20 protein-coding genes, 1 tRNA gene and 1 pseudogene are annotated in these 19700 nt (G+C 67.8%); 5 read left to right on the top strand and 17 right to left on the bottom strand.

All coding sequences use genetic code 11. The features are described from left to right. The first annotated feature begins 9 nt into the window (after nt 1–9). From AWC14_RS29775 to AWC14_RS20600, 4 genes are all read left to right on the top strand, one after another. The gene (locus AWC14_RS29775) at nt 10–522 is read left to right on the top strand and encodes an alpha/beta hydrolase (protein WP_235215903.1); all 513 of its coding nucleotides are present in this window, start codon (nt 10–12) and stop codon (nt 520–522) included. Further along, nucleotides 519–836 (top strand): hypothetical protein, encoded by a 318-nt coding sequence (locus tag AWC14_RS20615; RefSeq protein ID WP_085241425.1) that lies wholly within the window; start codon nt 519–521, stop codon nt 834–836. The genes AWC14_RS29775 and AWC14_RS20615 overlap by 4 nt, the downstream gene beginning before the upstream one ends. Before the next feature lie 568 nt (nt 837–1404). Then, a tRNA-Pro gene (locus AWC14_RS20605) sits at nt 1405–1478 on the top strand. 47 nt (nt 1479–1525) lie between these two features. Then, nucleotides 1526–2293 carry a group I intron-associated PD-(D/E)XK endonuclease gene (locus tag AWC14_RS20600; RefSeq protein WP_045378778.1) on the top strand — a complete coding sequence of 256 codons (768 nt, stop codon included), beginning with the start codon at nt 1526–1528 and terminating at the stop codon, nt 2291–2293. A gap of 16 nt (nt 2294–2309) precedes the next feature. Here AWC14_RS20600 and der read toward each other — a convergent pair whose 3' ends face one another. The 6 genes from der to AWC14_RS20570 are packed head-to-tail and all read right to left on the bottom strand — an operon-like array spanning nt 2310 to nt 7437. After that, nucleotides 2310–3686: a ribosome biogenesis GTPase Der gene (der, locus tag AWC14_RS20595; protein ID WP_045378775.1), complete on the bottom strand. Its 1377-nt coding sequence runs from the start codon at nt 3684–3686 to the stop codon at nt 2310–2312. After that, nucleotides 3683–4363: a (d)CMP kinase gene (cmk, locus tag AWC14_RS20590; RefSeq protein WP_045378772.1), complete on the bottom strand. Its 681-nt coding sequence runs from the start codon at nt 4361–4363 to the stop codon at nt 3683–3685. The genes der and cmk overlap by 4 nt, the downstream gene beginning before the upstream one ends. Continuing rightward, nucleotides 4360–5103 carry a pseudouridine synthase gene (locus AWC14_RS20585; protein ID WP_045378769.1) on the bottom strand — a complete coding sequence of 248 codons (744 nt, stop codon included), beginning with the start codon at nt 5101–5103 and terminating at the stop codon, nt 4360–4362. The genes cmk and AWC14_RS20585 overlap by 4 nt, the downstream gene beginning before the upstream one ends. After that, nucleotides 5100–5774, bottom strand: coding sequence for an SMC-Scp complex subunit ScpB (gene scpB, locus AWC14_RS20580; protein ID WP_045378766.1), 675 nt, complete (start codon nt 5772–5774; stop codon nt 5100–5102). The genes AWC14_RS20585 and scpB overlap by 4 nt, the downstream gene beginning before the upstream one ends. Beyond that, the gene (locus AWC14_RS20575; protein WP_235215902.1) at nt 5771–6649 is read right to left on the bottom strand and encodes a segregation/condensation protein A; all 879 of its coding nucleotides are present in this window, start codon (nt 6647–6649) and stop codon (nt 5771–5773) included. Before AWC14_RS20575 ends, scpB begins: the two co-directional genes overlap by 4 nt. Then, complete coding sequence (locus AWC14_RS20570) at nt 6574–7437, bottom strand: ParA family protein (RefSeq protein WP_045378760.1); 864 nt, start codon at nt 7435–7437, stop codon at nt 6574–6576. Before AWC14_RS20570 ends, AWC14_RS20575 begins: the two co-directional genes overlap by 76 nt. 121 nt (nt 7438–7558) lie before the next feature. Between AWC14_RS20570 and AWC14_RS20565 the strand changes: the two genes are divergently transcribed. Next, nucleotides 7559–8311 (top strand): O-methyltransferase, encoded by a 753-nt coding sequence (locus AWC14_RS20565; RefSeq protein WP_045378757.1) that lies wholly within the window; start codon nt 7559–7561, stop codon nt 8309–8311. 87 nt (nt 8312–8398) lie between these two features. Here AWC14_RS20565 and xerD read toward each other — a convergent pair whose 3' ends face one another. From xerD to AWC14_RS20515, 11 genes and pseudogenes are all read right to left on the bottom strand, one after another. Further along, the gene (gene xerD, locus AWC14_RS20560) at nt 8399–9346 is read right to left on the bottom strand and encodes a site-specific tyrosine recombinase XerD (RefSeq protein ID WP_045378755.1); all 948 of its coding nucleotides are present in this window, start codon (nt 9344–9346) and stop codon (nt 8399–8401) included. Next, nucleotides 9343–9966 (bottom strand): NUDIX domain-containing protein, encoded by a 624-nt coding sequence (locus AWC14_RS20555; protein ID WP_045378753.1) that lies wholly within the window; start codon nt 9964–9966, stop codon nt 9343–9345. The genes xerD and AWC14_RS20555 overlap by 4 nt, the downstream gene beginning before the upstream one ends. Beyond that, a complete protein-coding gene (gene pyrG, locus AWC14_RS20550) occupies nt 9959–11710 on the bottom strand; it encodes a CTP synthase (RefSeq protein ID WP_045378751.1) in 1752 nt (583 codons plus the stop codon). The genes AWC14_RS20555 and pyrG overlap by 8 nt, the downstream gene beginning before the upstream one ends. A 103-nt stretch (nt 11711–11813) precedes the next feature. Next, a complete protein-coding gene (locus AWC14_RS20545; RefSeq protein WP_045378750.1) occupies nt 11814–12755 on the bottom strand; it encodes a copper transporter in 942 nt (313 codons plus the stop codon). Between the two features lie 4 nt (nt 12756–12759). Then, nucleotides 12760–13941, bottom strand: a pseudogene (gene steA / locus AWC14_RS20540) (putative cytokinetic ring protein SteA). 99 nt (nt 13942–14040) lie between these two features. Then, on the bottom strand, nt 14041–15816 hold the full coding sequence (gene recN, locus AWC14_RS20535; protein WP_045378748.1) for a DNA repair protein RecN: 1776 nt from the start codon (nt 15814–15816) through the stop codon (nt 14041–14043). A 2-nt stretch (nt 15817–15818) separates the two neighbouring features. Further along, on the bottom strand, nt 15819–16742 hold the full coding sequence (locus AWC14_RS20530; protein ID WP_045378746.1) for an NAD kinase: 924 nt from the start codon (nt 16740–16742) through the stop codon (nt 15819–15821). Continuing rightward, the gene (locus AWC14_RS20525) at nt 16739–17542 is read right to left on the bottom strand and encodes a TlyA family RNA methyltransferase (RefSeq protein WP_045378744.1); all 804 of its coding nucleotides are present in this window, start codon (nt 17540–17542) and stop codon (nt 16739–16741) included. Before AWC14_RS20525 ends, AWC14_RS20530 begins: the two co-directional genes overlap by 4 nt. Nucleotides 17543–17549: 7 nt before the next feature. Next, a complete protein-coding gene (locus tag AWC14_RS29050) occupies nt 17550–17726 on the bottom strand; it encodes a hypothetical protein (RefSeq protein ID WP_162835655.1) in 177 nt (58 codons plus the stop codon). Nucleotides 17727–17748: 22 nt separating this feature from the next. Beyond that, nucleotides 17749–18753, bottom strand: a complete 1005-nt coding sequence (locus AWC14_RS20520) for an HAD-IIA family hydrolase (protein WP_045378845.1) — start codon at nt 18751–18753, stop codon at nt 17749–17751. Between the two features lies 1 nt (nt 18754). Further along, on the bottom strand, nt 18755–19534 hold the full coding sequence (locus AWC14_RS20515) for a tetratricopeptide repeat protein (protein ID WP_081968141.1): 780 nt from the start codon (nt 19532–19534) through the stop codon (nt 18755–18757). Nucleotides 19535–19700 lie beyond the last annotated feature (166 nt).

The following is a 19700-nucleotide window of genomic DNA, read 5'->3' as shown; positions in this document are numbered from 1 at the left end:
GACCGGCCAATGAACGTCCTCGAGGCCGCATCAACCAGTTACGCGCACAACGGAGCCGCCGCGCTGGACGATTTCCAAGCCGGACTGCGAGCCTCTCACAACGACGCGCTCGCAGGCGGACCGTCGCTTAACACGGTCATCGGACACAGCTACGGCTCCACCGAACTCGGTGCAGCGGCACTCGGAGGACACCACCTCGACGCGAACAACGTAATCGCCGTCGGCAGCCCGGGGATGCTCACGGGGCACGCCAGCGACCTCAACCTGGACCCCGGCGCCCACGTCTACGCAACCCGAGCACAAAACGACATCATCGACTGGGTAACCGATTACACCCTTGGCCCCGACCCGACCGGAGCAGGATTTGGTGCTGTCCCTTTCCAGGCAGCACCCGGACCGGCCGGCCCCCTCGGTTTACCCTCAATAGCAGCCCACAGCAGTTACTGGACCGACGGAAACCCAGCGCTCATGAACATGGGCCGCATAATTGCCGGCAGAACAGACGTCACTCCTCCATCATGATCAAAATTCGTTTTTATTCAGTGATCGCCGTCGTGGTCGCGCTGATGGTCGCGTGCTCATCAACCAAGCCAGCCGCGCCACTCGGGCCGCCGACCCCCGCCGGTGCTACACCTATCCCAGGAGGACCCATGGAGCCCATTCCGACCCCATCGGCGCCGAAGATTCCGAGCAGTCAGCAGGAAGCGCAAGACACCGTATTGCATTACCTGCAGAAAACCGTCGCCGGCTTACCGGCCGGCACGGTTCTCGACAGCACCGACTTTCGCGGCGGCGGCAAATGTACCGTGCGACGACAACTACACAGGGCCCGGTAAACCGCCCACCGAGTACGAATACTGGACCCACGTCAACGCCCCACCCGGCACCAATCCAGATGAACTGATCAACCGCACCGGAGACATATGGCGCAGCTGGGGGCTCACCGTGGTGGAGCGCAACGGCTTTGAGAAACCCAATCGCTTCGGCTACGCCGCCGACGGATACAAGCTGCACATCGAGGCCGCATATCCAAAGGGATATCCGCCCACGCTAATCGTCTCGTCACCATGCTTCCCGGGCGACCTAGTGCGCGATGACATCCCTGCGCCGCAAGTGATTAGGCAAGGCTCGCCGGCAGCCTAGAAGCCAGCCCCTAGGTTGCCGCATTCGCCTTAGCACGTGTCACGCCACGCTCGCGAATTCGCATTGGCCTCAAGCGACCGCTGAATGTCCGCGGCGACGCCCGCAACTGTCCAACGAGCCGCGTGTAGCTTTCTCTGACGCCCGGTGAACGCCCCCGGAGGATCGGAATCCTCCGCGCCGAGTGGGAGTGATCGCTTCAGAGGTGAGTCGCCCGCTGAGGTATCGTTCTCTCGCGTCGGTCGACTTGTTCCGACGGTTCCACGGGCTGTGGCGCAGTTTGGTAGCGCACTACACTGGGGGTGTAGGGGTCGCAGGTTCAAATCCTGTCAGCCCGACCGATCGTGATAGCGCATCATGGGACGCAGTAGGGTAATGTCGTGTCATGAGGCGCTATTCGGATGCGCAATTGGTCGAGGCCGTCGGGGCTTCCCACTCCTGGCGCGGTGTCCTTCGCGCACTCGGCCTCTCGGCCACGTCCGCGGCGGCCATGCGCTCGGTCCGTGGCCATACCGACCGGCTGGGACTCGACTACAGCCACTTCACCGGCCAGCGGCGCTGGACGGACCGGCAGCTCGAAGCCGCGATCGCCTCCGCCACGAGCTGGACACAGGTCGCGGAGATGCTCGGATTGGCCGGCGGGTCGAGCACGACGACGATCCGCGGCCACGCCGTACGACTCGGCCTCGACACTGCTCACCTCGCCCCGCCGAGAAAGCCGCAGCCGCCGGCCGGATTGATGCGTCCGCAGCAGGCGAACCTCGCCAGGGCCGGGCCACTCATGGCCGCGGCGTGGTTTGAGCTCTGCGGTCATGCTGTTTCGTGGCCACTCGAGCCTTGCCGCTACGACCTACTGGTCTGGATGGGCACGACGGCCGAACGGATCCAGATCAAGACGACCACGGTGAAGCAAGGGACGTCTTGGACTGTGTGGATCTCCAATACCGGCAAGGAACGCAGGACGTACGACCCGGATGAGATCGACCGATTCTTCGTCGTCGACGGTGACTTCGACTACTACCTGATCCCCGTGTCCGCTGTGGGGGGTTTGACCGCGATCCAGTTGTCCGCCTATCGGGACTACCGACTTCCCCGGGATGGCCGTCGCTGGTCGGCTAGCACCACGGATTCGGCCAATTCACCCGCGCGGTAGGTCATCCACGGACGAATCACCGTGACCGAGCGCCCCGCTTCTCGCGCACGCGGACGTTGATACGAATCGGGCTGCCCTCGAAACCGAACGTTTCCCGCAGTCGTCGCTCCAGGAACCGTCGGTAGCCAGCCTCGAGAAAGCCGGTGGTGAACAACACGAACGTCGGGGGCCGCGCTGCCGCCTGGGTGGCGAAGAGAATCCGGGGCTGCCGTCCGCCGCGCACCGGCGGCGGCGTCGCGGCCACCACCTCCTTGACCCAGGTGTTCAAACGACCGGTCGAGATCCGCGTATCCCATGACGCCAGAGCACTTTCCAGCGCCGGCACCAACTTCTGCACTGCCCGACCCGTTTTCGCCGAGATGTTGACCCGCTGCGCCCAGCGCACCTGTACCAGCTCGCGGTCGATCTCCCGCTCCAGCAGATAGCGGCGGTCCTCGTCGACCAGATCCCACTTGTTGAACGCCAGCACCAGCGCTCGCCCGGCCTCGATCACCATGGACAGCACCCGCTGATCCTGTTCGGTCAGCGGCACCGACGCGTCGATCAACACGATCACCACCTCGGCGGCATCGATCGCGCCGTGGGTGCGCACCGATGCATAGAACTCGTGTCCGCTGGCCTGTCCCACCTTGCGGCGCAAACCGGCGGTGTCGACGAAACGCCAGACCTTGCCGTTCATTTCGATCAGCGAGTCCACCGGGTCGACCGTGGTACCGGCGACCTCGTGCACCACCGCCAGCTCATCGCCCGCTAGCCGGTTCAGCAGTGAGCTCTTGCCGACATTGGGCTTCCCGACGAGCGCCACCCGCCGCGGGCCGCCGGACGTGGCCGCCGATTCGGCCACCTGCGGCAGCGCAGCAACAACGTCGTCGAGCAGGTCGGCCACGCCCCGACCGTGCATCGCGCTGATCGCATACGGCTGCCCCAGCCCGAGCGACCACAGCGCGGCGGCGTCCGCCTCGCCCCGTTCGCCGTCAACCTTGTTGGCCGCCAAGAACACTGGCTTGCCGGCACGGCGCAAGATGCGGGCCGCGGCGTCGTCGCCGGCGGTTGCGCCCACGACCGCATCCACTACCAGGATCACTGCGTCGGCCGTGCGCATCGCCACTGCCGCCTGCTCGGCAACCAGCTGCTGCAGGCCCTTGGCGTCGGGCTCCCAGCCGCCGGTGTCCTGCACGACGAAGCGGCGTCCGGTCCACAGCGCGTCGTAGGACACCCGGTCGCGGGTCACGCCGGGAACGTCCTGGACCACCGCCTCGCGCCGGCCCAGGATGCGGTTGACCAACGTCGACTTGCCGACATTGGGCCGGCCCACGACCGCCACCACCGGCGGCGGGCCGGAAGCCTCGACGTCCCAGTCGCTTTCGTCGCTCCAGGTGCCGTCGTGACTCACCGGACCGCCTCGCGTCGCTGCTCGACCAACTCCAGCAGGTAGGCGACCACCTCGGCTTCGGTCATCTCGCTGGTGTCGACGACCACCGCGTCGTCAGCGGCCCGCAGCGGCGACACCGCCCGCGTCGAATCCAGATGATCGCGGCGGCGCACGTCGGCCAGTACCCCCTCGTAGTCGTCGGGCAGGCCCGCGGCGATGTTCTGGTCATTGCGCCGCCGCGCCCGCGTCTCGGCCGATGCCGTCAGGAAAATTTTCACGTCGGCCTCGGGCAGCACCACCGTCCCGATGTCACGGCCTTCGACCACGATGCTGCCGCCGCCGTTCGCCAGCGCACGCTGCAATTCCACCAGCCGGGCCCGCACCGCCGGAACCGATGAGACCGCGGACACCGCACGCGTCACCTCGTCCCCGCGGATCTCGGCCGAAACATCTTCCGAGTCAAGGCAACAGCGGTCCACATCCGGGTCGTAGCCCACCGACAACTGCACCCCAGCCGCAACCTCGCCGACCGCCGCCTCGTCGGCAGGGTCGACTCCGGCCCGCAACACCGCCAGCGTCACGATCCGATACATGGCACCGGTGTCCAAATACCGCGCATTCAGCCCGCGCGCCAAACCTCTTGATACCGAAGACTTTCCGGTCCCAGCCGGCCCGTCCACGGCGACAACCACGCTCACAGGCCGACCGCCCGATACAGTTCGCCGATCTCGTTGCGGCCCAACGGACGTACGCTGCCCGGCCGCTGCTGTCCCAGCGATACCGCACCGATGTCGGTTCGCACCAACGCCTGCACCGGGAAACCTGCGGCGGCCAACAGCCGTCGCACAATGCGTTTGCGTCCTTCGTGCAAGGTGACCCGCACCAGCGTCTTGCCCGGGACGGTGTCGACCACCGCGAAATCGTCGACGGACGCCGGCCCGTCGTCCAATTCGATTCCGGCGCGCAGCTTTTTGCCCAGCCCGCGGGGCACCGACCCGGCGACCGTCGCGACGTACGTCTTGGGCACGCAAAAGGAGGGGTGCATCAGCCGGTGCGCCAGCTCCCCGTCATTGGTCAACAGGATCAGGCCCTCGGTGTCGGCGTCCAACCGCCCGACGTGAAAAAGCTGCTGCTTCTGCTTTCCCCGCACTCGATGCTCGACCAGATCGCCGATGCAGGGCCGGCCGCGATCGTCCGACATTGTCGAGTGCACGCCGCGCGGCTTGTTGAGTGCCAGATACACCATCGAATCGTCGAGAACGATCCGCGCCCCGTCGACGCGGATTACCGACAGGTCCGGGTCGACCCGGGTGCCCAATTCGGTGACCAGCTGCCCGTCCACCTCGACGCGGCCGTCGGTGATCATCCTCTCCGCGACCCGCCGCGACGCAATTCCGGCCTGCGACAACACCTTTTGCAGGCGAACGCCGTCGGTCATTCCTGGTCCACGTCGAACGAGAGCGGCTGATCCGGCTCGGGGCCGCCGGAGAGTTTGACGAAACGTGGCTCCTCGTCCAGCGATTCGCTCAAATCGTCGATCATGTCGACATCGGGAAGCAGCGGCGCGATGTCGGGCAGGTCGGCCAGCGACGACAACCCCAGCCGCTCCAAAAACAGCTCGGTGGTGGCGAACGTCGTCGCGCCGGTATCCGGATCGGTGCCCGCCTCGGTGATCAGGCCGCGCGCCAGCAGCGTGCGCATGACGGCGTCGACGTTGACCCCGCGCACCGCGCTCACGCGTGCCCGGGTCACCGGCTGGCGGTAGGCCACCACGGCCAGCGTCTCAAGCGCGGCGCGGGTCAGCTTCGAGCGTGAGCCGTCCAGCAGCAACCGCTCGACGTACGGCGCGTAGCGGGCGCGGGTGTACATCCGCCAGCCACCACCCGCCTCGCGCAGGTCGATCCCACTGTCACGCTCGGTGAGCTCGTCGGCCATCAGCCGCAGCTTGGCGGCGATCCGGTACACCGGCTGTTCGGTGGCCGCGGCCAGCGCCTCGACGGTCACCGGGGTGTCGACGACCAGCAGCAACGCCTCGAGCACCGCGCCCAGCTCGTCGTCGGGCAGCTCCGGCGCGGTCGCGACGTCAATACCCAGGTCAGGATCGGTCATGATTGGTCTCGAATTTCCAGGTCTTCGTTGGTCGGCCGTTCTCCGGTCCATGAAACCTGGAGTACACCAAGCGGTTCTGACTGGTCGAATGCTACCGCCCGGGCCCGATACAGTTCGAGCAGCGCCAGGAACCGGCCGACGATCTCGATCGGGACCCGGCAGTCGGCCACCAGCTCGGAAAACGACGCCCACTGCCCGATCCCGCGTGACTCCAGCAGCGACAACAGCTGCCCAGCCTGCTCGGGTACCGACACCATCAGCTCGTGCAGGTGCTCGGTGGCCACCGTCGGCACGGGTCGCGGGGTGAATGCGGCGGCGGCGATCTGCGCAAAGCGCTCGGCGTCGACGCCCAGCATCACCTCGGGCAGCAGCCCGGCGAACCGGTCCTCCAGCGACACCGCCCGCGGATAGCTGCGCAGCGCGGCCGCCTCCAGCTCGGCGAACATCTGCGCGACGTGCTTGAACGCCCGGTACTGCAGCAGCCGGGCGAACAGCAGGTCGCGCACCTCCAGCAGCGCCAGGTCTTCCTCGTCGTCGACCTGCCCGGACGGCAGCAGCCGCGCCGCCTTGAGGTCGAGCAACGTCGCGGCGATCACCAGGAACGCAGTGGTCTCCTCCAGCCCCAGCTGCGGGCCGATCGTGCGGGTGTAGGCGATGAAGTCGTCGGTGACCTGATGCAGCGCCACCTCGGTGACGTCGAGGCGGTGCGCGAAGATCAGCTGCAGCAGCAGGTCGAACGGCCCCTCGAAATTGGTCAGCCTGACCTGGAAGCCGTTCTGCGTCGCGGTGTCCGGGCTGCTCACGCGCCGAACCGGGCGACGACCTCGCGCGCTAGCGAGCGGTACGCCTGCGCACCGGTCGATTTCGGTGCCCATGTCGTGATCGGTTCACCGGCGACGCTGGTCTCCGGGAAGCGAACCGTGCGGGTGATCACCGTGTCGAACACCAGGTCGCCGAACCGCTCCACAACTCGGGCCATCACCTCGCGCGAGTTGACGGTCCGCGGGTCGAAGCGGGTGATCAGGATGCCGCTGATTTCGAGCTTGGGGTTGAGCCGGTCGCGCACCTTGTCGACGGTGTCGGTCAGCAACGCCAGGCCCCGCAGTGAGAAGTACTCGCACTCGGTGGGAATGATGACGCCGTCGGAGCCGGCCAGTCCGTTGACGGTGAGCAGGCCGAGCGACGGCTGGCAGTCGATCAGCACGTAGTCGTAGCGGTCCAGCACGGGATGCAGGGCACGCGCCAGCGTCTGCTCGCGGCCCACCTCGTTGACCAGCTGGATCTCGGCCGCCGACAGGTCGATGTTGGACGGCACCAGATCCATGTGCTTGACCCTGGTGTGGACCAGCACGTCGTCGATCGACACCCGTGGTTCGACCAGCAGGTTGTGGATGGTGTGGTCCAGTTCGTAGTGCGGTACGCCCAGACCCGCCGACAGCGCGCCCTGCGGATCCATGTCCACCAGCAGCACGCGGCGGCCGTAGTCGGCCAGCGCGGCGCCCAGGTTGATCGCCGACGTGGTTTTGCCGACGCCGCCCTTCTGGTTGCACATCGCGACGACCTTGGCCGGGCCGTGCGCGGTCTTGGGTTTGGGTTCCGGAATTGTCCGCGGCGGCCGCCCGGTCAGGCCGACCTCGGCGCCGCTGTCGGCGTCGTCAGTCATGCCCAGAGCGTTCGGGTAGTGGCGGACATCGCAGGAAAGTGTAGCGGTTTTGCGGGTTTGCGCCGGAAGACCCGCAGGCAAGGTAACCAGCGAATTCGCCGGACGACTAGCGTGATGCCTCATGGGCCTCAAACAACGCATCCCGTTTCTGCGGTGGTCGGTCTGGCGGATGGCGACCGGCGCCCGCAACATCGTCACGACCGGCCAGATCGGCGACGGGCGGGAGGCCGCAGCGGTCGCCTACGTGCTGGAAAACGCGAAAGCCGGTGACATCGACGACGTACTGGCCACCATCGACCGGTTCGCCTACGAGAAGTCGCTGCTGATCAACGTCGGCGACGAGAAAGGCAAGCTGCTCGACGCCGCGGTCCGGCGCGCCGACCCCAAGCTGGCGCTCGAGCTGGGCACCTACTGCGGCTACGGCGCGCTGCGGATCGCCCGGGCGGCCCCGGCCGCCAAGGTGTACTCCGTTGAACTCGCCGAAGCCAACGCCGTCAACGCCCGGCGGATCTGGGCGCATGCCGGCGTTGCCGACCGCGTGACATGCGTGGTGGGCACGATCGGCGACGGCGGGCGCACGCTGGAGGCGCTGGCCGCCGAGCACGGGTTTACCGCAGGCGTGCTGGACTTCCTGTTCCTCGACCACGACAAGGATGCATATCTGACCGATCTGCAGAGCATCCTGGACCGCGGCTGGCTGCATCCCGGTTCCATCGTGGTCGCCGACAACGTCAAAGTGCCCGGCGCGCCGCGCTACCGCGAGTACATGCGCCGCCAGCAGGGCACGCTGTGGAACACGGTCGAGCACAAGGCGCACCTGGAGTACCAGAGCTTGATCTCGGATCTGGTGCTGGAGTCGGAGTACTTGGGGTAAGCGCTTCGTGCGCGCGAGCGTGCACAGAATGCCAGGGGTAACGGCGTGTCGACGTACAAACACGCACGTTCGCGCATGGGGTAAGCGCTAGCGCGCCCGCGGGTGGGCGCCGGCCCAGACTTCGCGCAGCGCATGCACGGTCACCAGCGTGTAGATCTGCGTCGTCGTCACTGAGGCATGGCCCAGCAACTCCTGCACGACACGCACGTCGGCGCCGCCGTCCAGCAGATGGGTGGCGAACGAGTGCCGCAGCGTGTGCGGCGACACGCCCGACGTGATGCCGGCGCGTTCGGCGGCGTCCTGCAGCACCTGCCAGGCGCTTTGCCGCGACAACCGGCCGCCGCGGGCGTTGAGGAAGATCGCCGGCGTGCCGCGCCCGCGGCGCGCCAAGTCCGGCCGTCCCCGCACCAGATAGGCATCCAGGGCCTGCACCGCGGGTCGGCCCACCGGCACCAACCGCTGCTTGCCGCCCTTGCCGCGCAGCAGCACCGACCGGTCGTGGGTGTCGACGTCGTCGACGTCGAGCCCGACGGCCTCGGAAATCCGTGCCCCGGTCGAGTACAGAAGCTCCAGCAGCGCCCGGTTGCGCAGAGTCAGCGGCCCGTCTGCGGGGCCGTCGCCGCCCGCGCCGTCCAGCAGCGCCGAAACCTCGTCCACGGACAGGCTTTTGGGCAGCCGGCGCCCCGGCGTCGGCGGCTTGACGGCGCGCGCCACATCCAGTTCGGCCAGCCCTTCCGCGGCGGCGAACCGGTGCAGACCGCGCACGGCGATCAGCGTCCGTGCCGCCGACACCGCCGACAGCGGCGCCACACCCGCTTCCGGGTTTCCCTGCCGCAGCGCCACCAGGAAGTCGCTGACGTCGTCCTCGGTGACCTTGGCCAAATCGTCGATGCCGCGCTGCCCCAGATGCTCGGAGTAGCGGCGCAAGTCGCGACGGTACGAGCTCAACGTGTTGGCTGCCACTCCCCGCTCGATCGTCAGATGGTCGAGGTAACCCTGCAGCTGGGACTCCAGCGGCGGCGCCAACGTCGTCATCGCGCGGCCTGTCGTTTGGCGAACGCCGTCGGCTTGTCGATCCACGGCGCGTCCACCGGCCGCGGCTCCGCGACGCCACGGCGCACCGCGTGTGCGGCCAAAATCCCGGCAACCGCAAGGGAATTCACGATCTCGCCGCTGAACACCCGACGGACCGCCTGGTCGAGCGCGAACCAGCGCAAGGTCATGTCGGCCTCTTCGTCGTGCGCCTCGGGCCGGTCCACTTGGGTCAACCCGGTGGCCAGATAGACGCGGACCGACTCGTCGCTGAATCCGGGCGTGGAATCCAGATCGACCAGCACGTGCCATGTCTGGGCTTCCAGGCCCGCCTCTTCGCGCAGTTCGCGGGCGGCGGTCAGATGTGCTGCCTCACCGTCGACATCAAGCAGGCCGGCCGGCAGCTCCCACAGCCGCCTGCCGAACGGGTGGCGGTACTGGTAGACCAGCGGGAGGTTGCCGTCGTCGTCGAGCGCGACGACGGCTACCGCGCCAAAGTGCTCGACGACCTCGCGGATGACCGTTTTGCCGCCAGGCATCCGGACATGGTCGGTGCGAAGCGCGAAAATCTTTCCGGTGTGCAATGTTTCGGACGACGTGGTCTCGAAAACGTGCTCACCCACGGGTCACGGGTTCGGCTACTGGGGCGCTGACGCCGTCGCGGTGTTCGTTGCCGTTGGCCCGGTGCTCGGGAATTTCCACCGGCAGCCGCTCGGCCGCCTTGTAGTCGAGGGCCGCTCCCACGAACGCGACGAACAGCGGGTGCGGACGGGTGGGCCGACTCTTCAGTTCGGGATGCGCTTGGGTGCCGACGACGAACGGGTGCGTTTCGGCGGCATATTCGACGAATTCCACCAGATGGCCGTCGGGCGAAGTGCCGGAAAACCTCAGCCCGCTTTCGGCGATCTTCTCGCGGTAGGCGTTGTTGACTTCGTAGCGGTGCCGGTGCCGCTCGCTCACTTGAGTCGACTGGTATGCCTGCGCGACAATCGAATCCGGCTCCAGCACCGCCGGGTAGGAGCCGAGCCGCATGGTGCCGCCGAGATCCGCCTCGCCCGCGACGATGTCCTGCTGGTCGGCCATCGTGGAAATGACGGGATCCGGCGTGGCCGGGTCGAACTCGGCGGAGTTCGCCTGCGTCAGGCCGACCGAACGTGCAGCCTCGATCACGATGCACTGCAAGCCAAGACACAGTCCCAGCACCGGCAGACCCCTGGACCGCGCGTAGCTGATCGCGCCGATCTTGCCCTCGATACCGCGGATCCCGAAGCCACCAGGAATCAGCACGCCGTCCACGTCGCCCAACGCGGCCGCCGCACCGCTTGCGGTATCGCAGTCGTCGGACGCCACCCAGCGCATCTCGACCTTCGCGTGATGCCTGAACCCCCCGGCGCGCAGCGCCTCGGTGACCGAAAGGTAAGCGTCGGAAAGGTCGATGTACTTGCCCACCAACGCGATTCGCACAGTCTCCTGCGGCTCGTGTACCCGGCGCAACAGGTCGTCCCATTCGGTCCAGTCGACGTCGCGGAACGGCAGGTTGAGCCGGCGCACCACGTACGCGTCGAGTTCCTCGCGGTGCAGCACCTTGGGGATGTCGTAGATCGAGGGCGCGTCGGGAGTGGAGATGACGCCGTCGATGTCGACGTCACACATCAGCGCGATCTTGTTCTTCAGCGGCTCGGGAACATCGCGGTCACAGCGCAGGATCAACGCATCCGGCGTGATACCGATGCTGCGCAGCGCCGCCACCGAGTGCTGGGTCGGTTTGGTTTTCAATTCGCCCGACGGCGCCAGGTAGGGCACCAGCGACACGTGCAGGAAAAAGACGTTCTCCCGGCCGAGATCATGACGCACCTGACGCGCCGCCTCCAGGAACGGCTGTGACTCGATATCGCCTACAGTGCCGCCGATTTCGGTGATTACCACGTCCGGGCGGTTGCCGTCGGCGTCCGGCTGGGCCATCGCCAGGATCCGCCGCTTGATCTCGTCGGTGATATGAGGGATCACCTGGACGGTGTCACCGAGGTATTCGCCGCGGCGTTCTTTGGCGATCACCGTCGAATACACCTGTCCGGTAGTGACATTCGCCGAACCGGACAGGTCGCGGTCGAGGAACCGCTCGTAGTGGCCGACGTCGAGGTCGGTCTCGGCGCCGTCCTCGGTGACAAAGACCTCGCCGTGCTGGAACGGGTTCATGGTGCCCGGGTCGACGTTGAGGTACGGGTCGAGTTTCTGCATGGTCACCTGCAACCCGCGCGCGGTCAGCAGTTGCCCGAGGCTGCTGGCCGTCAAGCCTTTGCCCAGCGAGGAAACGACGCCGCCGCTGACGAAGAGGTGCTTGGTGGCAGTTTGCGGATGCTTACGCAAAAGAGCAACCTCCGTGAAGACGGCGCAGGGTTGGCTTCCGACCCACGGAACCCCACCCTAACACTGACCTCGCGCGCCGGTCGCTGACACGCCCTGCAGACGGCTACTGCGCGACGGTGAGGGCGCCGGCGCCGTGACCGGTGCCGTACTGGCCGGTGTGTCCGCCGTTGACCAGGTCGGCCAGACCCAGGATGGCGGTGATCCGGCCGGGTTCGGCGTCCACGTCGTCGACCGTGCTGATCGCCGAGGCCACGCCCGCGTCGGCGCGGGCCACCGCGACCGCGGCCGTTCCGACCGACGACCCGTCGCGACCGGCCAGCACCACGCCAGAACCATGGGGCGCCAGCCCCGCGGCGAACCGCGCCACGGTGGCGCCCTGGTTGCCGGCGTCGTCGCCGAGCCCACCGCCGGTGACCACCAGCGCAGCGTTCGATGCGCCGATGTGCTGGTCGCGGTAGGCGATAAATCCGGTGTCGCGCAGCGCCGCCAGCACGGTGTCGCGCTGGGCGTCGTCGACGGGCGGCACCACAGGATCACGGTTGATCAGCAACGCGATCCCCAGCAGGTCGCCGGCCTGCGAGCCCTGATCCACCAGCTTGGTACTCAGCTGGGCGCCCGCCGGCACGATGGACGAGTTCACCACCGACCGCAATTTCTCCGCCGAGTTGGCGTCGACGAACTCCTGCGTCAGCGACACGGTGCCGCTGACCGCTCCCCCGGCCTGACCGACGACCTTCGACAGCGCGTCGACGTCGTCGTCGTGTGCGTCGGGGGTGCGGAAGACGACGACGGACTTGCCGCTCAGCGCGTCGTGAACAATCCGCCCGGCGATCTGGGCGTCGAAAGCGTTTGCCGCGGTGAGCTTTTCATTCAGGACGTTCTTCTGGTCGTTCAGCGCGTTGATCTGGGAGTGCAGATCCCGCTTTTCCTCGCGCAGTCCCGACAGCAGCGTGTCCGACAGCACGCCCGAGCCCAGGACGACGCCGACCGCCAGCGCAAGGAACACCGCGGCCAGCGAAATCGCGTGGTGCCGTAGGGAAATCACCGTGCTAGCTGACCCAGCCCTGAACCCACAGGGAGAACCGGTTCCAGTACTCGACAACCCAGTGCATCACCACGGCATCGGTACGCGAGACCCACAGCATGATGCTGACCGCGACCAGCATCGCCAGTATTAGGAACGCGATGGCGCCACCCGAAATCCGGTTGCGGTACAAAGTGGCAACCGCCTTGGCGTCCACCAGCTTTTCTCCCACCCGCAGCCGGGTCAAAAACGTCGAGGGGTTGCTCTGCTGGCGGGTCCGGTCGAAGAACGTCTCGATGTTGGCGGTATGCCCCGCGGTCACCAGCAATGCGGCGCCGTGATGGTCGGCCAAGAGCAGCGCCAGGTCCATGGGCGAACCGGCGGCCGGGAATGTCATCGCGCCGACGCCGAGATCCTGGATGCGCTCCAGGCCGGGCGCGTGGCCGTCGGCGTCAGCCGGCAACACCACCTGCGCGCCGCACTTGAGGACGTCAGCGCTCATCTGGCTCGGATCACCGACAATGATCTGCGGGCGATAACCCGCCTTGCGCACCACGTCGGCGCCCATGCCGACACCGATCAACACGGGTTGGTATTCCTTGATGAACGGCTTGAGGCGCTTGAGGTCTTCCTCGGCGTGCGGCTCGTCGCCGACCAGCACCACGTGGCGCCGGCGCAGGTCGACATCGACGTCGGGGATGCCGATTCCGTCGATCAGCAACGGGCTTTCGCTGCGGATGAATTCAATCGTGTTGCCCGCGAAGGCTTCCAGGTGCGCAACCAGTCCACTCTTGGCCTCCTGCATGAGGTCGGCGATCTCGTGGTCGGTGCGCTCGGTGCCCCGCACCAACCGCCGATCGCCGGAGTAGACGCCGCCGTTGTACAGCCGGATCTTGGCGCCGTCCTTGACCTTCTTGAAGACCTCGGGTCCCGTCTCGTCGATGAGCGTGACACCGTTGGCCACCAACACCTCTGGGCCCTGATTGGGCTAACGCCCCGACACCGACGGGGACGCGTTGACGACGGCCGCGATCTCGGCGTCGACGAGCGCGTCGGCGGTGATCCGGTCCAGGTCCAACACGTCGAGCACCACGATGTCGCCGGGGCAGACGCGTCGCAGCAGCCGGTCGATGTCGCGGTCGACTCGGGCGGTGCCGACGACACCGGGCCGCTCGGTGTTACGGGACAAAAGAGCTGACATCCTCATGCGGCGATTCTGTCGGTGAACCCGCGATCAGACGTGGAGGCGCGCCGTAACAGGAGCCTCAGAAGTTGTATTGTCACATCTGTCACAACGACAAAGTGGTCAGGAGGTCGCGATCCGATCACATTGGGCGGCCTCGAGCAGTTCGCGCGCGTGGGCGCGGCCGCTGTCGGACTCACCGAGCCCGGCCAGCATCCTGGCCAGCTCGGCCACCCGCTCGTCGCCGTCGAGTCGCCGCACGCCGCTGGCGCCGTCCCGCCCGGCGCTGTCCACCATCAGGTGCACGTCGGCGTAGGCGGCCACCTGAGGCAGATGCGTCACGACGATCACCTGCTGGCTGCGGGCCAACCGCGCCAGCCGCCGGCCGATCTGCACCGCGGCTCGGCCGCCGACGCCGGCGTCGACCTCGTCGAACACCATCGTGGTGCCCGCCGTCTGTTTCCGCGACGTCGCCAGCACCACCTCCAGGGCCAGCATCACCCGGGACAGCTCGCCGCCGGACGCGCTTTTGGACAAGGGCAGCACCGTCATGCCGCGGTGGGCGGCGAAGCCGAACTCGACCTGGTCGATGCCGTCGCCGCCGGCGTGCGCGCGCGCCCCCGAGGGCAGCGTCAGCGCCGCGGGGTCGTCGTCCCCGCTGGACAGAGTGCTCACCGAGATGGTGAATTCGGCATCGGCCATCGCCAAGCCCGACAGCTCAGCGGTGACCGCTTTGGCCAGCCGCTTGGCCGCTTGGCCGCGGGCCTTGCTGAGATCGGCTGCGGCATCGGCTAATTGGACGGCCAATTCGTCGACGCGGCGCTGCAGCCCGGTCAAGGCCTCCTCGGAAACATCCAAGTGCGCCAACCGTTCTCGCGATTCACGGGCCCAGGCCAGCACCCCGTCGATATCGGCGGCGTATTTGCGGGTCAGCGTGCGCAACTCGGCCTGGCGGGCCAGCTTGGTGTCCAATGCGCTGGCATCGGCGGGAAGTTCGCTCAGGTACGCGCCCAGTTCCCGAGCGGCGTCGCCGACCACTGTCAGCGCTTCGTCGAGTTGATCGGCCAGGCCGCGCAGCGTGGCGTCGTCGGTCGACTCCAACGCCGCCTTGGCCCGGGCCAGGCAGTCGGAAGCCGAGGCCGGCCCGGACTCCGCGGTGTCCTCGACCGCTCCGGCCAACGCCGCGCGGGCCCGGGCGGCCGCCTCCCGCAACGCATCGAGTTCGGAGAGCCGGCGGATGTCGTCGATCAACGCGTCGTCCTCACCGGGCAACGGGTCCACCGAGTCGATCTCGTGCAACGCGAATTTGAGCCGATCGGCCTCCTGCGCCAATTCGCGTGCCCGGTCGCTGCGGTCGACGAGGTCGCGTCGCGCCGACAGCCACGCGTCGCGCAGTTTGCGGTAGCGCTCCAGCCGCGCACCGGCGTCTGCGAACCGGTCGAGCGCAGCGCGTTGCTCGTCGGGCCGCATCAGGCGCAGCTGATCGTTCTGTCCGTGTAGCGTAAGCAATTCCGCGGTGAAGCCACTCAGCGACTTGGCCGGCACGCTGCGGCCGCCGAGATAGGCGCGCGACGGCCCGTCACGGCTGACCGAACGCAGCGCGATCACGCTGCCGTCCTCGTCACGCTCGGCCCCCGCCGCGTCGAGTATCTCGTCGATGCGTGACGCCGCGGCCTCGTCGAGATCGACTGTGCTGAAACGCCCTTCGACGACGGCCCGGTCGGCCCCCGAACGCACCCGGGTGGCGTCCGCGCGTGCGCCGCCGAGCAGATGCAGCCCGGTGACCACCATGGTCTTGCCGGTGCCGGTTTCGCCGGTCAGCACCGTCAGGCCGCGGTCGAACTCCGCGGTCGCGACGCTGATGGCGCCGAGCGACTCGATCCGTATTTCGGTCAGCACGGCTATTGCCCGCGCCAGCCGGTGACCGGCAGCCGGAACTTTCGCACCAAACGGTCGGTGAACGGCGCACTATCCAACCGCGCCCATTTCACCGCCGTCTCACAGCGTGTCACCTCAAGCCGTCCGCCCGCCGGCACCAGCATTTCGCGGCGCCCGTCGCAGAAAACCAGCGCGTCATGCCCGCCGGCCTCGACTTCGATCGCAACGGTGGCGTCGGGGCTGGTCACCATGGGCCTGGCGAACAGTGCGTGAGCGTTGTTGGGCACCACCAGGATTGCCTCCAGGTCCGGCCACAGCACGGGCCCGCCGGCGGAGAACGCATAGGCGGTGGATCCCGTTGGCGTCGACACCAACACCCCGTCGCAGCCGAACGTCGACACCGGCCGGCCGTCGACCTCGACGACCACCCCGAGCACCCCGAGCCGCGGGCCCTTCTCCAGGCTAGCGTCGTTGAGCGCCCATCCGCGATCGATCACGCGGCCCTCGGCCCGCACCGCGACGTCCAACGTCAGCCGCTCCTCCACCCGGTACGTCCGGGCAATGACATGCTCGAGCACGGTGTCGATGTGCTCCGCTTCCGCTTCGGCCAAAAAGCCGATGCGGCCGAGGTTTACGCCCAATACCGGAATGCACGCGTTGCGTGCCAGCTCGGCGGCCCGCAAGAAGGTGCCGTCACCGCCGAGCACGATCACCAATTCGCAGCCGTCGGCGGCGTGCGGATCGGCGTCGACCACGTCGATGTCGACGCCCAACGCGCGCATGTCGTCGGGCGCCAGGTGCAGCGATCCTCGATCAACCGCCTCGGCTGACAGCATGCGCAGCCCAATACCGTTGTCGCCCAGCACTTTCTCGACGCGACGTGCGGTCTCCGTCGCCTCTTCGCGGCCGGTGTGCACCACCAGCAGAACGGTGCGTTCCTTGGTCATCGCGGGCCCTCGTCCACGGCGCCGCGGACCGCCTGCACCAATGCGTCGCCCGACATGCCTTGACTGGTGCGCAGCCACAGGAAGTATTCGACGTTGCCCGACGGACCCGGTAGCGGGCTGGCGGTGACGCCGATGGTGTGCCAGCCCAGCGATTCGGCGCTTCGCGCCACGCTGAGCACCGTGTCGGCGCGCAATGCGGGATCGCGCACCACTCCGCCGGCACCCACCTGGCCTTTGCCCACCTCGAACTGCGGCTTCACCATGGGAACGATATCGGCGTCGGGCGACGCGCATTCAGCCAGCGCGGGCAACACCGTCGTCAGCGAGATGAACGACAGGTCAGCCACTATCGCGTCGACCGGCCCGCCGATGCTCGACGGCGACAGATCCCGGGCGTTGGTTCGCTCGACGACGACGACCCGTGGATCTGAGCGCAGCGACCACGCCAGCTGACCGTATCCGACGTCGGCGGCAACCACTTCACGAGCTCCGCGGTCCAACAGCACTTGGGTGAAGCCACCGGTCGACGCGCCGGCGTCCAGGCAGCGACGGCCTTCGACGCTGATGCCGAAGGTGTCGAGCGCGCCAATGAGTTTGTGGGCGCCACGCGACACCCAGGTGTGGTCGGCATCGTCGGCGACGCGCAGGGTGGCAGTGACCGCGACCGCGGTGGCGGGTTTGACCGCCGGCATGCCGTCGATGCTCACCTTGCCGGCACCGATCAGTTCGGCGGCCTGCTGGCGGGATCGCGCCAACCCGCGCCGAACCAGTTCGACGTCAACACGGGCACGCCGTGGCACCGCGCACTCAGCCCTTCTCCGCCATCTCCAGAGCGCGCACCAGCGTGTCGTGCGCCGCGGAAAGGCGGCGCGCTATTTCCTCGAGTTTGGCCTCGTCAAGCTCGTTCTCGCCGTCGGCAAGCTCGGGCAGCTCGGCGAGCACAGCGTCGATCTGGGCACGAATCTGATCAGGTTCCGTAGTCATTGCGCTCCTAACGCTAGCGGATTTACGCCAGGGACCAGCGCTGCAGGGCGTCGCGGGCCGCGTCGTCGCCGGCCTCGACAACGACAGGACCGTCGTCGACGTGCGCTTCCCACACCGCGCTGGCGACGGCGCGAACCACCGACAGGCCGTCGCCGTCCTCGTCCTCTCCACGGCTGGTGACGGTCACTGTTCCCTCCCGTAACTCGGCATGCCAAGCCCTCTGCGGCGCAACCTCCAGCGTGTCGCTGTCCTGATGCAGCGAGCGCAGATCGTGACCGATATAGGTGGGCCGTTGTGCCGGTATGGCATGCACCGCATCACGCGCGGAATTGACCCCGGTGAGCACCATGATGCTGCGCAACCCCGCCGCATTCGCCCCGGCGATGTCGGTGTCCAGCCGGTCCCCGACAACCAGTGGTGCGCGAAAGTCGCCGCGCGCCAACGCGTCTTTGATCAGGGCGGGCGCTGGTTTGCCGGCTATCTGCGGCTCGGCGTCGGTGGCGGTTTTCAGGGCGGCGACCATGGACCCGTTGCCGGGCAACAGTCCGCGCTCGGACGGCAAAGTGGGGTCGACGTTGGCCGCCACCCACAGCGCGCCGGCCCGGATGGCCAGCGCGGCCTCGGCCAGGTCGGCCCAACAGGTTTGCGGCGAGTGGCCCTGCACGACGGCGTCGGGTTTGTCCCGTGACAACCGCACCGGCTGCAATCCGCGCGCGGTGATTTCGTTGGCGAGCGCCTCGGTGCCGACGACCAGCACCCGGGATTTGGGCGGCAGCTGGTCGGCCAGCACATGGGCGGCGGCCTGCGCGCTGGTGACGACGGCGTCGCCGGTGGCGTCCAGGCCGAGATCGCGAAGATGGGCCGCCACCTCGTCCGCGCTCCGGGAGGCGTTGTTGGTGATGAACAGCTTGCGGCCGGGCGCCTTGTCCAGCGACTCCACCGCCCCTTCGGTGAGCTGATGACCGCGGAACACCGTGCCGTCGAGGTCCAGAAGCAGGCAATCGTATTCCTGCGCAAGCGTTCCCACGTCAGCCGAGCTCACTGACCCGGTCTTCGGCGTCGGTGACACCGTCGACGTCGGCGGCTGCGGCGCGCAGGAACCACTGCAGCGCCTCGTCGCCGCGGTCGAGGGCCAGCAGCGTGTCGGCGTAGGCGTAGAACAACCGGGCGGCGGTGGTCCCGGTCCGCGTCGGATCGAGCTGCGGGGTGGACAGCACCATCAGCGCCTGTTCGAGCTGGCCGAGGTCGGCGCGGGCGCCGGCGGCGACGATGCGCAGCTCGTCGGCGTCGTCGCCAGTGAGTTGCGCCGCTTCGGGGCCGCGCGCCAATTCGACGGCGCGCTCGGGCCGGCCGAGACCGCGTTCGCAATCGGCGATCAGCGGAAGCAGCGGGGATTTGCTGCCCATGCGGCGGGCCGCGCGCAGCTCGGCCAGGGCTTGCGCCCAGTCGCCGCAGTGATAGGCCGCGATCCCGACCGCTTCGCGGACCGCGGCGATGCGGCCGGACCGTGCGCGGGCCGCCCGTGCATGCTCCAGTGCGGCCTGCGGGTCTTCGTCGAGCAGCTCGCCCGCAGCGACGAGGTGGCGGGCCACCGCATCGGCGGTAGCACGGTCCAAAGTGCTGAGCTCACGCCGGATTTCGGGTGCGAGCTGGCGTGGCTCGATATCGGGTGGGAGCGGCGGCGCGGTGCCCCTGTCGTCTTTGGGTGGGGGTTGCGGCTGAGCTCTGCGCGCGCGGCCCGGACCCGAACGAGGCCCGCGCCGCGGCGCCCGTTCCTCCCTGCCGTTGTGCATGTCCACTCGTGCCATTCACCTCCGGTTACGTCCCTGCGCTAAAGGATACGGGCACATTCAGCGGCGCCATAATTAAGCACCTGTGAATTGCAATTTTTGGGAATTAAAAAAGGGCACCTTGTGGGTGCCCTTTTTTGTGGGTGTTCGGCGGTGTCCTACTTTTCCACCCGGGTGGGTAGTA

Origin of the sequence: Mycobacterium kyorinense (genome assembly GCF_002101735.1) — a bacterium.
Lineage (GTDB): Bacteria > Actinomycetota > Actinomycetes > Mycobacteriales > Mycobacteriaceae > Mycobacterium > Mycobacterium kyorinense.
This window is presented reverse-complemented; position numbering and strand designations above follow the sequence as displayed.